Origin of the sequence: Candidatus Brevundimonas colombiensis, assembly GCA_029202665.1 — a bacterium.
GTDB lineage: Bacteria > Pseudomonadota > Alphaproteobacteria > Caulobacterales > Caulobacteraceae > Brevundimonas > Brevundimonas colombiensis.
The window spans coordinates 3,267,559-3,282,166 of the sequence record CP119326.1; the positions used below are offsets into that span (position 1 = coordinate 3,267,559).

13 protein-coding genes are annotated in these 14,608 nt (G+C 63.8%); 1 reads left to right on the plus strand and 12 read right to left on the minus strand.

Annotated elements, in window-relative coordinates:
- Positions 1-6 precede the first annotated feature (6 nt).
- From P0Y50_15930 to P0Y50_15955, 6 genes are all read right to left on the minus strand, one after another.
- Positions 7-891 (minus strand): crotonase/enoyl-CoA hydratase family protein, encoded by an 885-nt coding sequence (locus P0Y50_15930; GenBank protein ID WEK40002.1) that lies wholly within the window; start codon positions 889-891, stop codon positions 7-9.
- 30 nt (positions 892-921) lie between these two features.
- The gene (locus P0Y50_15935) at positions 922-1,707 is read right to left on the minus strand and encodes an enoyl-CoA hydratase-related protein (protein WEK40003.1); all 786 of its coding nucleotides are present in this window, start codon (positions 1,705-1,707) and stop codon (positions 922-924) included.
- A 25-nt stretch (positions 1,708-1,732) separates the two neighbouring features.
- Positions 1,733-2,155 (minus strand): GFA family protein, encoded by a 423-nt coding sequence (locus P0Y50_15940; protein WEK40004.1) that lies wholly within the window; start codon positions 2,153-2,155, stop codon positions 1,733-1,735.
- A 14-nt stretch (positions 2,156-2,169) separates the two neighbouring features.
- On the minus strand, positions 2,170-3,777 hold the full coding sequence (locus P0Y50_15945) for a GMC family oxidoreductase N-terminal domain-containing protein (GenBank protein ID WEK40005.1): 1,608 nt from the start codon (positions 3,775-3,777) through the stop codon (positions 2,170-2,172).
- Positions 3,778-3,865: 88 nt separating this feature from the next.
- Positions 3,866-4,183 carry a 2Fe-2S iron-sulfur cluster-binding protein gene (locus P0Y50_15950; protein ID WEK40006.1) on the minus strand — a complete coding sequence of 106 codons (318 nt, stop codon included), beginning with the start codon at positions 4,181-4,183 and terminating at the stop codon, positions 3,866-3,868.
- Positions 4,184-4,268: 85 nt separating this feature from the next.
- On the minus strand, positions 4,269-6,689 hold the full coding sequence (locus P0Y50_15955; protein ID WEK40007.1) for a TonB-dependent receptor: 2,421 nt from the start codon (positions 6,687-6,689) through the stop codon (positions 4,269-4,271).
- 195 nt (positions 6,690-6,884) lie between these two features.
- Here P0Y50_15955 and P0Y50_15960 point away from each other — a divergent pair, with 195 nt between their 5' ends.
- Positions 6,885-7,592: a TetR family transcriptional regulator gene (locus P0Y50_15960; GenBank protein ID WEK40008.1), complete on the plus strand. Its 708-nt coding sequence runs from the start codon at positions 6,885-6,887 to the stop codon at positions 7,590-7,592.
- 58 nt (positions 7,593-7,650) lie between these two features.
- Here the strand turns inward: P0Y50_15960 and P0Y50_15965 are convergent, their stop codons facing one another.
- The 6 genes from P0Y50_15965 to P0Y50_15990 all read right to left on the minus strand — a co-directional run bounded on the left by P0Y50_15965 (position 7,651) and on the right by P0Y50_15990 (position 14,608).
- On the minus strand, positions 7,651-8,865 hold the full coding sequence (locus P0Y50_15965) for a cytochrome P450 (protein WEK40009.1): 1,215 nt from the start codon (positions 8,863-8,865) through the stop codon (positions 7,651-7,653).
- 11 nt (positions 8,866-8,876) lie between these two features.
- Positions 8,877-10,376, minus strand: a complete 1,500-nt coding sequence (locus P0Y50_15970) for an AMP-binding protein (protein ID WEK40010.1) — start codon at positions 10,374-10,376, stop codon at positions 8,877-8,879.
- A 126-nt stretch (positions 10,377-10,502) separates the two neighbouring features.
- The gene (locus tag P0Y50_15975; protein ID WEK40011.1) at positions 10,503-11,687 is read right to left on the minus strand and encodes an aromatic ring-hydroxylating dioxygenase subunit alpha; all 1,185 of its coding nucleotides are present in this window, start codon (positions 11,685-11,687) and stop codon (positions 10,503-10,505) included.
- A gap of 69 nt (positions 11,688-11,756) precedes the next feature.
- Entirely contained in the window at positions 11,757-12,986 is a 1,230-nt protein-coding gene (locus tag P0Y50_15980) for an FAD-dependent oxidoreductase (protein ID WEK40012.1), read from the minus strand.
- Between the two features lie 3 nt (positions 12,987-12,989).
- Positions 12,990-13,745 carry an SDR family oxidoreductase gene (locus P0Y50_15985; GenBank protein ID WEK40013.1) on the minus strand — a complete coding sequence of 252 codons (756 nt, stop codon included), beginning with the start codon at positions 13,743-13,745 and terminating at the stop codon, positions 12,990-12,992.
- On the minus strand, positions 13,742-14,608 hold the full coding sequence (locus P0Y50_15990) for an alpha/beta hydrolase (GenBank protein WEK40014.1): 867 nt from the start codon (positions 14,606-14,608) through the stop codon (positions 13,742-13,744). Before P0Y50_15990 ends, P0Y50_15985 begins: the two co-directional genes overlap by 4 nt.

Sequence of the window (14,608 nt, forward strand, 5' to 3'; positions counted from 1 at the left end):
GGCCTTTCAACGATAGGGCTCGTCGTCCCACCACGGATAGAAGTCCGGCATGTCTTTCGACACCGCGTCGGGGTAGGTGGCTGCGCGCTTCTCGAGGAAGGAGGCCACACCCTCGGCGGCGTCGGCGCTGGCCGTGCGTGACAGGATGGCGCGGCTGTCGATGCGGTGGGCCTCCATCGGGTGGCTCTGGCCCAGGCCGCGCCACAGCATCTGGCGGGTCAGGGCGACCGAGACTGGCGACGTGTTCTCGACGATCTCACGTGCGATGGCCCGCGCCGCCGGCAACAGGTCCTCGGGCGCGTGAAGCGAACGGACCAGCCCTCCATCCAAAGCCTCCTGGGCATCGAGCACCCGGCCGCTGTAGCACCACTCCAAGGCCTTCGAGACGCCCACCACACGCGGCAGGAACCAGGATGAAGCGGCCTCGGGCACAATGCCGCGTCGCGTGAAGACGAAGCCGAAACGGGCCTTCTCGCTGGCCAGTCGGATATCCATCGGCAGGGTCATGGTCACGCCGACGCCCACGGCCGCGCCATTGATGGCTCCGATCAGGGGCTTGGTCGATTCAAACAGGCGCAGGGTCAGCAGGCCGCCGCCGTCCCGCGCGGCCTCTGCGCCATAGTTGACCGAGCCGTCGGCGTTCATCAGCGACTGCTGGCCTTCATCGACGAAGCCGCGCGTTCCGGCAGACAGGTCGGCGCCGGCGCAATAGGCCCGTCCCTCGCCCGTGAAGATCACCGCCCGCACCGCGTCGTCGGCGTCGGTCCGATCCAGGGCGTCGATCATCTCGTGCATCATCACGGGCGTGAAGGCGTTCAGCTTGTCAGGCCGCGACAGGGTGATCAGGGCGACGCCGTCTTCGACCTCATAACGGATCGTATTGTAACTCATGATCTTGCTCGGTTTACTGTTGGAAGCGTCTCAGGCGCCGGTGAAGGCCGCAGCCCGTTTTTCCATGAAGGCGCGCACGCCTTCGCGGTGATCGGCGCTTTGCCCCGCCGTACGCTGGGCCGCGCGCTCTTGGGCCAAGGCGGTTTCCCAGTCCGCATCGACCGCCGACCAGGCCAGTTGGCGGATAAGCCTCTGGGAATAGGCGCCCTTGGCCAGACGCTGCGCCAGGGCCAAGGCCGCCTCGGCCAGTTCAGCGTCCGGCACGACCCGGTTGATCAGGCCCCATTCCAGCGCCTTGGCCGCAGACAACCGTTCACCCAGCAGCATCAGCTCGGACGCCCGCGCCCGGCCGATGGTGCGTACCAGCAGATGTGAGGAGCCGCCGTCGGGGGCCAGTCCAATGCGGGAAAAGGCCTGAAGAAAGAAGGCGCTCTCTCCCGCCACGATCATGTCGCCCGCCAGAGCCAGCGAGGCCCCGACGCCAGCCGCAGCCCCGTTGACGGCGCTGACCCAAGGCAGGGGCATGTTCCGCAGCCGGGTCATCAGCGGATTGATATGACTGTCCAGGGTCTCGCCGGCGTCATAATCCGCCCCGTCCATCCGGCCCTCCATGCCCATGCCGATATTGGCCCCGGAACAAAAGGCCCGACCGGCGCCGGTCAAGATCATCGCCCGCGCCTTGGCCGCAACCTCGTCCAGAAGGTCGCCAAAGGCCTCGATCGAGCCCAGGGTGACGGCATTCAGGGTTGATGGGTCGTCCATCCGCAGAATCGCGATCTGATCGCGCCATTCCAGGCTCATGCCGGTCGTAGTCATCTTGTTTTCTCCCTTGCCAATCCAATCAGGCGGGCGGGCTTTTCTCGAATTGAACGGCGCCTGCGGGCAGTTCGACCCAGGGCAGCTTTGAACGGGTCCATATGTGCACCTGCGGTCCATAGGGGCCGGCGTCGTCCAGAGTGCCGGCCTTGACGGCCACGATCTTGGGCGTTGCCGCAGGAACCGAGCGGATCGGCGATCCACAGGCCGGGCAAAACTGCCGCTCGACCGGCGCGCCGCTTTCGGTGTCGGTATCCGAATAGACCGCCAGCTCACCTTCAATCGACAGGGTTGAGGCGCGCACCACCAGATTGACCGAATAGGCCGCGCCCGACTGCTTGCGACAGTTGGTGCAGTGACAGGCTGCGACGGCCAGCGGCGGCGCGCTCAGAACGTAGCGTACGGCTCCGCAGTTGCAGCCGCCGGTCAGTTTGAAATCGTCGGACATGGCAGGCTCTCCGATCAGGCCGCCGAGGCGGCGTCACGCTGGATGATGTCGGCCGCGCGCCAGGCCATGGCCATGGTCGGGCCGTTAGTGTTGCCCGATGGGACGACCGGCATGATGGAGGTATCCATCACGCGCAGGCCATCGACGCCGCGCACCTTCAACTCGGGATCAACCACCGAGGCCGCGTCCTTGCCCATGCGACAGCTGCCGACCGCGTGGTAGCCGCAAATCCCATGACGGTCGAAGGCGTCCAGAATCTCGGCGTCGCTCTGATAGTTCGGGCCGGGCATAGTCTCTTCGACGATCAACGCCTTCAGCGCCGGTTGCTCGGCCCAGTCACGCGCTCGCTTCAGCGCCGCGACCATCGCTTTGCGATCCGCCTCGGTCGACCGATAGTTGGGCTGGAACACGGCCGGCGCCGCCGGATCGCGCGTCTCGATGTGGATGCTGCCGCGCGATGTGGGGCGCAGCGGATAGATGACCACATTCATGCCCGGGAAGGGCTCCAGCTCTGTGCGATTGGCGAGATTGAAGCTGTAGGGAGCCGCCAGCATCTGCAGGTCCGGTCGCGGCTGCGACGGGTCAGATTTGAACCAGGCGCCGATCTCATAAGCGGCGGACGACATGGGGCCGTCCTTGGTCAGATAGTAGAGCGCCGTCGATTTAAGCAGCCGCAGTCCCGAGAACTCGCGGTTCTGGGACAGCTGGGCGTTCAGCTTCCACTGCATGACAATGCCACGATGTTCGATCAGGCCCTCGCCGACCTCGGGCAGGTCATGAACAACCGGAACCCCCAGCGCCTCCAGCCGCGCCGCGTCGCCGACGCCTGAACGTTCCAAAATGCCCGGCGTGGACATGGCGCCGCCGCACAGGATGACCTCGCGTGCGGCCTGGATGGTTTCGGCGGCGCCGTTACGACGAACCTCGACACCCACGGCCCGGCGCCCCTTGAACAGGACGCGGTCGGCGGTGCGGTCGGTCAGGATGGTCAGATTCCGACGTCCTTCGACCGGACGGATGAAGGCCGTGGCCGCGCTCTGACGCTTGCCCTTGTAAATCGTCCGCGGCGTATAGCCGATGCGCTCGACGTCATCCGGCTCGTTGATGTCCGCCTTGACAGTCCAGCCGAGGGTGCGTCCTGCGGCCACCTGGGCGTCGCTGAGCTTATCGCGCAAGGTCGGCATGGAGACCTTGAGCGGCCCCTTGTCGCCGCGCGTCGGCGCCGCGCCCAGCTCGTGGTTTTCAAGGGCTTGATAGGCCGCACCGATGTGATCCCAGGACCAGTCGTCGCTGGACAGGGCGGCGATGCCGTCGAAGTCGGCAGGCTGGCCACGAACATACATCATGCCGTTGACCGAGCTGGAACCGCCCAGCACCCGCCCGCGCACCCAGATCTCGGCCTGACCGCCGCTGGCCTCTTCGGGCTTGCTGGCGTGCAACCATAGATGGGCCGGGTCCTGCATGACCTTGGCTAGGCCCTTGGGCATGGAGATGAACGGGTGGCTATCGCGCGGCCCGGCCTCGATCAGCGCCACGCTGACGGACGGATCTTCGCTCAGGCGATAGGCCAGGACACAGCCCGCCGCGCCGGCGCCGACGATCACATAGTCAAATTCCGACACGACAACCTCCTTTGGATGGTCTCCGCCTCAAAGTTTCGAGACGGTTCGAAAAATCAGCGGGCGGCCCGCACCACCAAGGGCGGGGCTTTCAGTCTTCGGGCGCGATGGTGACGCTTAGGCCGTCGAGATCGTCGACGAACCGCAGCTGACAGGACAGACGCGAATTGGCCTGCCGATACTCGGAGCTGTCCAGCAGATCGTTCTCCGCCGCTTGGATCGGCGACAACCGCCCCAGGTCGCTCTCGAGCACATAGACATGGCAGGTCGCGCAGGAGCAGGAGCCGCCACACATGGCGACCAGTTCGTCGAAGCCCGCGTCACGCAGAATCTCCATGACGCTGCGTCCGGCATCACCCTCGATCTGGCGGCTCTCGCCGTCCCGGGTGGTCACGGTCAGTTGGGGCAATTTTGACCCTCTTCTTGGTCAGACTGAAGCTACAAAGTGAAAAGAGGACTGGGCGGCGGGTCGCACCGCCGCCCAGTCCGCCGGATCAGAACCGCCAGGCGAACTCCAGATAGACTTCGCGGTGGTTGTCGACGAAGGCCGACATGTCGGCCAGAACGCCAGTCGTCGTGCCCGTGCCCGTGCCCCCGCTGAACGGGATGTCGTTGGCGGCCGTCACGACCAGTTCGTTGGTCAGGTTTCGACCGATCAGTGACACGGTCCAGCGGCCATCAGGTGCCACCAGGGCGATCGAGGTGTCGATCTTGGTGAAGGCGTCCTGGACGGCGTCAGGACGAAGGGCATCGGTGAAGTTGTATTCGGACGTATAGCTGAGGTCGCCGTTCCACTTCAGCGTGATGCCGGAAGCCGTCACCGCGCGTTCAAAACTGGCGCCCAGACGGCCGGCGAACTCCGGCGCCTTGGGCGGGGTCCGACCTTCATAATCCTGGCCGTTGAAGACACCGCCAAACTCAAGCTTGTTACAGCCTTCGGCGATCGTCTGCCCCGGATAACATTGACCGATATAGTCCTGGTATTCGGCGCTATTCCAGGCGGCCGCACCTCTGAAACTCAACCCATCAACGCTGGCCACGCGATAGTTGAAGTCCGCTTCGATGCCCATGGTGCGCAGCTTGCCGGCATTGCCGGCGGTCAGCGAATTCGTCTGCGGGTCATAGTATTGGACCTGCAGATCCTCGTAGAGATAGTGGTAGGCTGTAATGCCCAGGTTCAATCGACGGTCCAGCGCCAGGGTGCGAAGGCCGGCCTCAAAGCCTTGAGCCGTCTCTGCGCCAAAGCGGCCTTTTTCCACCGAGGCGTCGGGCGTCAAGGCCTGCGAGACGTTGAAGCCGCCCGCCTTGAAGCCTTGTTTGTAGGCGGCGTAGATCGTCGTATCGTGGGCTGGCTTGTAGCGCAGCGTGACTTCCGGCGAGAAGTTGTCGTCGTCATACTCGTCATACAGCGCGATGCCGCCAGGGAAATTCGCCGCGACAAAGCTGTGGCCATCCAACGAGCGCTGATAGCTGTCGCGCTTTTCCTTGCTGTAGCGCCCGCCGCCGCTCAGTTCCCACTGATCGCCGATCGCCCATGACGCCTGAGCGAAGACCGACATGGAATCGGACTTGAATCCGTTATCGCGGCGGAAGGTGACGTAGGAACCCGTGACCGGATCGAGCGGCAGCGGAATGATATAGGCGTCGGTGTTGAACTCGAACTCGCCACGCGCCCAGAAGGCGCCGGTCGAGAAGTTGATCGGCCCATCGAACTTCGTCTCGAAACGCAGCTCCTGAGAATACTGCGTGAAGTCGGCGAACTGGGTGAAGGAGGCTGGGTAGGCCTCGCCCGAGACGTTGTTCAGATCGTACTGGTCGAAGTGGTAGTAGCCGGTGATCGACTCCACATCGAACTTGTCATCCTCCCACTTGGCGGTGACGACCGCGTACTCGGAACCGAACTCGGCATAGGGCTCGCCATCACGTGCATAGCGATAGTTGGCCTCGGCGACATTGCGCGGCAGGGCCGACGAGTCGGAACGGCCGTCGATCTTGCAGTCCGCGTTCGGGCTGGGCGGCAAACCGTTGGCCGAGGCCGGCGTGGTTCGGCCGCCCCCACAGATGCGCTCAATGATGTCTGTCGGACCGCCGTCATCAACCGAGGTCATGCCTGCCTTAAGCCGCACCGACAATTGCGACGTCGGATCCCAATCCAGGGTCAGACGCGCCGCCCGGCTTTGCGCACCCCCACGATGGTCGCTGGGCCGGTGCCAGTCATCCTGGCCCGGGACCAGGGCGGGATAGGTATCGGCGGCGGTGTTGGTGAAGGCGCCCTTGCTGTCCGACAGGCGGGCGGCGAAACGACCCCGCAAGGTGTCGGTGATCGGGCCGGAGACGTAGGCCTCGCCATACCACTCCTGGCCCTCGAAGCCGTAACCCGTCTTGGCGCCAGCTTCGAAATTGGCCGTTGGATTATTCGAGTTGACGTTGATCAGGCCGCCGGTCGTGTTCTTGCCGTAGAACAGCGCCTGAGGTCCCTTCAGGACCTCAACGTTCTGAATGTCGAACTGCGGCAGACTGATTTCGCGGCCGCGGCTCATTGGCAGGCCGTCGATCACGAAGGAGACCGACTGGTCGAACCCGGCGGACAGGGCGGTCGAGCCGACGCCACGCAAAAAGATGCTGGCCGACGAACCAGAAGCCGCCTTGCCCGTCACCAGGGACGGCACCAGGGTGGCCAGGTCGCTGACCCGCGACACCGAGTAGTCGCTGAGCGACTCGCCGCCGATGGCGGTGATCGCAACCGGAACATCGATCAGACGCTCATCGCGACGGCGCGCCTGCACCACGATATCCTCAACTACCGTCGGCGTCTGCGCATCCGCCTGCTGCGCGATAGCCATCGGCGCCGAGCCGAGGCTCGACACCAGGGCGATGCCCGCCACGCCAGCCCAAAGGCTTGCCTTTCTCCTCATTGTCGTCTCTCCCTTTTCGCCGTTTAGACGGCTTGTTTTGATGCCTTATAGCCGCACAATTAACTTCGGGCGTCAATTTATTTGATTGATTGATTACTACGCGTTTTCTCCGCTAGCCCAGATTGGCGTCAGCAGCGGGTTGAGCACCGAAGCGGGAAATGCAAAGAAATAGCTTTTGAAGTTCAGGAATAGATCTTGGCGCGCCCCTCCACTCCGCTCATCAGTCGCAGCGCCGCCACACAGGCTGCCTTGGATGTCATTGATGAAGTCGGACTGGCGCGCTTTAGCTTGAATCACGTGGCCCGCAAGCTCGGTGTCAGCTCCCCGTCTCTCTATCACTACTTTCAAGATAAGGACGAACTTCTTGAAGAAGTCGTCCGTTTGCTTTTTCTGGGACTGCCAGAACTGAAGGATGGACTTGCTCTGCCGGAACTCAAGAGCAGCGCGTTGCCCTTCGAGGAGCGGATGGTGAACCTCTGCGTCTCCGCCCGGCACGCCATCCTCAAACACCCGAACGCCGCCGTTCTGGTGCTGCAGTACTTCCCGCGCCGACTGCTGCTTCAAGCCTACGAGGATGCGGCCGACGCCAATCCCTATCCGCCGCAGTTTCACATGGTCATCCTGGAAGGCACCGACAAGCTGATGTTCGGGTCAGCTCTGTTCGGCGCCGCAGCGCGAGCGCGCGGCATTGACACCATGCCGGCCTTCAAGCCCGACGGCTATCCGGCAGTCGCGCGCGCGCTGCAGGCAAGCCCCTTCTCAGACGACGAAAAGCTGCTGGAAGAGACCTTGCGGATGTTCTTTCTCGGTGCGGCCGAGCGCTATCGTCGCGGCACATTGGGACAGCCGGTCAATGATACCGAGCATTTGTTCGACACGCCGCCACCTCTGCCCAAGACCTGAAAAAGACAGGCGGCCCCGCCAAGTCGGCAGGACCGCCCAGGGGGAGGAAATCAATGGGTCAGGCTGCCTGCCATTGCAGCGGCAGGGTCTCCAGCGCCATCACCGTCCCGACCCGGAAATGGTGGGGTCGGCCCGGGGTCGCCTCAAAGGACGGAATGCGCTTGAACCACTCCTCGGTCAGGATGCGCAGCTCCGTGCGACCGAGCACATGGCCAATGCAGAGATGTGGGCCTGACGAGAAGGTCAGATGGGCGACCTTCTTGCGATCCATGTTGAAGGCATTGGGCGCATCGTAACGCTTTGGATCGCGGCTCCCGAGGCACAGGACGTTCAGCACCATGTCGCCGTCACGGAAGACGGCGTCGCCGATCTGGCGATCCTTGACGACCATGCGCGGCGTGCTCACCACGCCGTACAGACGAATGGCCTCATCGACGAAGGCGGGAATCTGGGACGGATCGTCCGCCAGACGCTTCTGTACGTCCGGCATCTGCGCCAGCTGCTGATAGGCGAAGCCTGTGACGTTGGTGACGGTATCCATGCCGCCGAGGAACAGCACGAAGCTCATGGCCAGAATCTCGTCATCGCCCATCTGGCGGCCGCCCACATCGACGGTGATGAAGTGGCTCATCAGTTTGTCGTCCGGGTTGGCGCGCTTTTCGGCGATCAATTCGGTCAGAATCCCCATGATGATGCCGCTGAGGCGGGCCAGCTCGGGGCCGTTGTTCTGGGTCTCGAAGAAGCCCTCGGCCAGATGGCGGAATTCCTGAAGCCGCGACAGGTCCATGCCCATCAGCTCCATGAAGACCGTAACTGGAAACAGCTTGGAGACTTCGCCCTGGAAGTCGCAGGCGCCAGTGGCGACGACCTTGTCGATGATCTGGCGCGCCAGCTCGCGGATGCGCGGCTCCAGAACCTTGACGGCGACCGGGCCGAACATGGGCATCATCGCCTGCCGGTAAGGCAGATTCTCAGGCGGATCGAGGCTTAGGGGAATAAAGAAGGGCGGATTCTCGACGCGCGGAATCTGCATCTCCCGAACCGAGAAATGCTCGGGATCGCGCACCACTTCGCCAATGGCGTCAAAGCCTTTGACCATCCAGTGGCCGCCATTCATGCGGGTCCAGAAGATGTCCGGCGTCCCATCGAGGGCCGCCGCATAGGTTCCCTGGACATCCTCGCCCACACGCGGGTCGTTATAGATGTCGAAGTCGAAGACCAGGTGATCGGCCACATAATCGGGCTTGGGCGAGATGTCTGCAGTAACGGCCATGACGATTTTCCCTAACGGACACGCTGAAGGGCTTCATGAGCCCCGGCATAGGCTTCACGAACGGCTGGCTTGGACAGTTTTCCTGTCGCCAGACGGGGCAGCGGCTCCGCCGAGAACGCGACGTAGCGCGGCACCTTGTAGTTCGACAGATTGGCGTTGCAGTGGGCGATCAACCCCTCGACATTGACCTCGGCCGGGCCGTGATAGACGGCGAACGGGGTCTCTCCGAACTTGTCGCAGGGGGCGGCTATGACCAGAACCTCGACAATCCCCGGATATTCACAGACCACCGCCTCGACCTCGGCGGCGGAGATGTTCAGCCCGCCCGAGATGATCAGGTCCTTCATCCGGTCAATGTAAGTCAGCAGGCCGCGCTCATCGAGCGCGCCGATGTCGCCCGAGTGCAGCCAGCCGCCGCTAAGGGCCTTGGCCGTCTCATCGGGGTTGCGCCAGTATTCCTTCATCATTCCCGGCGAGCGCATTAGAATCTCACCCGGCTCGCCCGGATCGCAGTCAATGTCGCCTGGCCGGACAACGCGCAGTTCGATGTAGGCGCCGCCCCAGCCGCATTTTTCGGGCTCTTCCAGCGCCAGATGCTCGGGCATCATGGTGGCGTTGCCGCCGACTTCGGTCTGGCCGTAGATCTGGCGGATGATGACGCCCTTGGCCTTGTAGGCTTCCAGCAGCCGTCGGCTGACGCGAGCGCCGCCGCAGGTCGCCAGCTTCAGCGCCGACAGGTCCGCATCGGCGAACTCAGGCAGGGCCGCCAGAGCCTCGAAGAAGACCGGCACCGCGCCGAAACAGGTAATCTTCTCGTCCACAATCATCTTCAGCGTCTTGGCCGGGATGAACTGCGGCTCCATGTAGATGGTGCAGCCTTGGACACTGTACTGGATCAGTTGCACGAAGCCGGCCGAGGTGTTGAGCGGCGCCAGACTGATGACCCGCGCCCCGGCGGACGACCCCGTCCCCTCCAGCGCCCAGTTGCCGACATAGGAGGTCATTGACCGGTGGGTCAGGACCACGCCCTTGGGCTTGGCGGTCGATCCCGAGGTGGCGATGATGACGACCGGCGCGTCCGGGTCGACATCGCGGTCGATCACAGCCGGTTCACCTTCACGCAGGGCGTTGATCTCGGCCATGGACCGCGTCGACAAGCCCGCCGCCTGAACCTTGGCGGCGAAGTCATCGCCGACAAAGACGAAGCGGGGCTCGGTCGTGCCGCACAGGTCGACGATTTCCCGTGTGGTGAAACGCGAGTTCACCGGGCTGACGATGCCGCCCGCGCGAATGACGCCCATGATCAGGGCGCAATAGGCCAGGCTGTTCAGGTCACAGACGCCGACACGCTCGCCGGGCTGCAGTCCATCCGCAATCAGCATCGCCGCCACACGGTCTGACCAGGCCTTGTAGGTGCGATAGGATAGCGGCTCGCCATCCATGATGATGGCATTCTGCTCAGGCCGAACCCTCGCCCACCAGGCGATTGCATCCGATAGTGTTTGCGCCATGCGCATCTCCCCAGAAACACGCCGCGCAAAAGCTGATCTATCGTCAGCCTGATCTTGCGCGTCGCGACAGTAAACTAACTAACGATATTCAAATCACACCAAATCTGACCGACCGGGTCGAGCCGCCTACTTCATCAACATTTCGAGCTGATCGTAATAACGCACGATATTCTCTTCGAGCCCGCAGTAGATCGTTTCCTTGGGTACGCCAGCGCTCAAACCGGCCTGACTGATCTCGGCGGCACGGAAATCCTCCCCGCCAAAGACCTTGATGATGAGATCATAGGAGCGCTCGAACACTTCCTGGGCCTTGGGCGTCGTCGCCGGACCCGGGGTGAGCATGAAGTATTCAACAGTGGTCCGATCCACGCCGCGCGGCTTCAGCAGCATGACGCTGATATAATACTGGCTGGTGACCACCACGCAGTTCGGGAAGGCCGTATAGGCGTGGGTGATCAGCTTGTGGATATTGGCCGCCGGGTTCTCATCCAGCATGGCCGGCTCATAGCCGATCCGCCCTGAGAGCTGACGCACATTGGGGCCGAACAGGTCGACGATATTCGGTGCATCCACGAACAGGTCGCCGATCGACGCCGAGTGCAGACGCTGGACGTGGTAGCCTTCGAGGAAGGGCTCGAGCACCAGCTTCCAGTTGGCCTTCAGGTCAAAGGTCTTGCGACCATAGACATGCGCCGTGGGAATGCCGAGAGACTCGAAATCCGCAGCGACCTGATCCGACAGGTTGGACCAGTCCGGATCGCGGCCGTCGAGCTGCACATAGACGACACCGCCCCATTCACGGGCCGGCAGTTCCTTGAGGTTGCGCTCGGACTTGTCCAGGTCCTTGAACATGTCGGCGCGCGCCACGCCGACCAGCTTGCCGTCCAGCGCATAGGTCCAGGCGTGATAGGGGCAGGACAGACGTCCCTGCTTGTGGACCTCGCAGTCCTCGACGATCTTCGAGCCCTTGTGCTGGCAGGCGTTGATGAAGGCGCGGATCACGCCATCACGCGCCCGCGTGATCAACAGCGGGATGCCATAGCCGTCGTTGGCGATGACCGTCCCCGGCTCGGCCAACAAGGCCGACAGGGTCACAGGCACCGGATAGCGACTGAAGAGCTTTTCCTGCTCCAGATCGAACTGGGCCTGGCTGGTGAAGATCGCGTTGGGACGCGTCTCCGCTAGGGGATCGGTGTGGGCGTCACGCTCTGCCGGAATGCGGCGAATGGCCGCCTGCAGGTCAGGATTCAATGCGCCCAGCGTGGTGACCTGACGTTCGGGCGCTCTCGTGATCTCGGAAACCTGATTCATGGCCAAACCTTCCTGCTGATTTAACCGAACGATTATCACATCTTTATCTATCAGCAATAGATAAAGGTCTCACAATGCCGCGATGTCCTTCAGAGGGACCCCTGCATCACCCAGAAGCGCGCGATTTATCGACGTTTCTTCGACAATTAATTTGCGTGCCTGGACGTAGTCTTTGACGGCGTTGACGCAGTCGATGGCGCAGATCACATCGCCGCGCAGATAAACCACCGAGAAGCTGCGCGAGGCGGGATCGCCGCGCACCACCCAGGCGTCATGCCCCGTTAGCAGGCCTATAGTTTGAAGCTTCAGATCGTACTGATCCGACCAGAACCAGGGGATGGCGTCATAGGCGATCGGATCACCAACAATGGCCCGGGCCGCGACCTTGGCTTGATCATTGGCGTTCTGAACGGACTCCAGACGGATGTCGGCCCCCTGAGCGAAACGGTTTGCGTGCAGGGCGCAATCGCCGATGGCGAAGACGTCAGACAGGCTGGTGCGGCATTGAGCGTCCACCCAGACGCCGTTACCCCCGGCCGCGCCCGCGTCCAGCAGGGGCTCGACCGCCGGAATGACGCCGACCCCGACGATGACCATCTGGGCCGGAAGGATCTGACCGTCCGCCAGCTTGACGCCGGTCGCCAGACCGCCCTCCTCCAGGATGCAGTCAACCGCCGCGCCCAGACGCAGGTCCACGCCGTGGGCGCGATGCTCCGCCTCAAAGAAACGCGACAACGGTTCTCCCGCAACCCGCGCCAGCACCCGATCCAGCGCCTCCAGCAGCACCACCGACTTGCCCAGCTTGCTCAGGACCGCCGCCGCTTCCAGACCGATATAGCCGCCGCCGATGATGACCACCTGCTGCACCGCGGCCAGCTCGGACGCCATCTGATCCACATCAGCGCGCGTGCGCACGCTGTGTACCCCGACCAGATCAGCTCCCGCGCAGCTCAGCCGCCGAGGCCGTCCGCCGGTTGCCCAGATAAGATGGCCATAACTTAAGGTCGCACCATCCGACGTCGTGACCTGATGCTCCAACGGCGCCACCCGCTCGGCCGTGCGACCCAGCAGAAGCTCAATCTTGCGCTCGGCCCAGAAGGCTTCGGGCCGGATCAGCAGGCGGTCAAAGGCCTTTTCGCCCGACAGATAGTCTTTGGAGAGCGGCGGCCGCTCATAGGGGGCCTCAGGCTCGGCGCCCAGAATGGCGACGCTGCCCTCATAGCCAAGCTGCCGAAGCGAGGCGGCCGCGCTCGCGCCGGCGTGGCCGCCGCCGACAATCAGGGTATCAAAATGCTGCATGGCCTAGCGTCCCTGCTGGGCGTCGTCGACGATGATGGTCGTGCCCGTCACAAAACCGGAGGCCGGGTCGACCAGATAGAGAAGGGTGCTTTCCAGAAACTCCGGCTCGCCGACCCGCCCACGCGGAAAGCGTCCGGTGAAGTCGCCCGCGCGTTCGATGTAGCCGGCGCTCATTTCCGACCTGAACAGGCCCGGAGCGATGGCGTTGACGTTAATCTTCTGCGCCGACCACTCGATCGCCAGCGCCTCGGTCATCTTGACCACCGCCGCCTTGGTCGTGGCGTAGAGGGCCGCGGCGCTCTTGTGCGTATAGGTATAGGCCGCCACCGACGACAGGTTGACGATCCGGCCCGGCATTTCCGCCGCCATCAACCGTCGCGCCGCCTCGGTCGCCATCAGGAAGGGCGCGCGAACATTGATCGCCAGAACGTGATCCACTTCTTCCAGCGTCATGCGGGTAGCGTACTTCCCATCCGCCACCCCGGCGTTGTTGACCAGGATGTCCACCGTGCCAAACGCCGCCTCGGCGGCGTCGAAAGCCCCGGCCATGGCCGAGGCGTCAGACAGATCGAGCGCGAGCGGCAGCGCCCTGCCCCCCTCGGCCCGGATGTCCTCCGCCAGATCTTCAAGAACCTCCAGACGCCGCGCGCACAGCACCACCGCCGCCCCCGCCCGGGCCAGGGTCAGGGCGAAATAGCGGCCCAGTCCTGCGCTGGCCCCCGTCACCAGGGCGACGCGGCCGCTCAGATCCACGCTCATGCTGACCGCTCCACCGGCATCTTTCGCGCGAGAAAGTCGATCACTCCCGCATTGAAGGCGTCGTTGCGGTCGCCGGCGACCATATGGCCCGCCCCCGCCACATCGACGACCTCGAGGTCCGACATCAGAGCCCGAAAGGACGCCACGCCGGCGTCGCTGACGACATCGCTGTGCAGACCGCGCACCAGAAGGAAGGGCGGGGGTTCGGCCGCCGCCGCCGCTGCCTCGGCCGAACGCCGAATGATGGCCTTCTGCCCGGTAGGGTCCTGCAGGATCCGTGGGTCCCAGTGCCAGTAGAGACGTCCATTGTCGCGGCGACGCAGATTGCGCATCAGCCCTGTCGGATTCGTGGGGCGCGGCCGCTCGGGATTATAGGCCGCAACCGCGTCCGCCGCCTCGTCCAGATCGGCAAAGCCGTCCAGATGGCCGTTCATGAAGTCGGTGATCCGCCCGATGCCCAGCGGCTCGGGGTCGGGAACAATGTCCACCATGACGACCGCTGAAGCCGCCAGACCAGACGCCACCGCGTGGATGGCGGTCGCGCCTCCCAGCGAGGCGCCGACCAGAGCGAACGGCGCCGTCGTATCGCCCAAGACCGCACGCACGTCATCCACGCGATCGTCCAGCGCATAGGCGCCGTCCTCGGCCCAGCTGCTGTCGCCGTGACCGCGCGCGTCATAGTTGACGACGCGATAGCCCCGCTCGACCAGCGACGCCATTGCTCCAGACCAACTATGCCGCGTTTGACCGCCGCCATGCATCAGCAGCACGACCGGCGCATCATCTGGTCCATCAACGTCTGCGACGATGCTCACCCCGCCGCTGGAGCTGTAGGTGCGGACTCCAGAAGCTTGGCCCGCCAT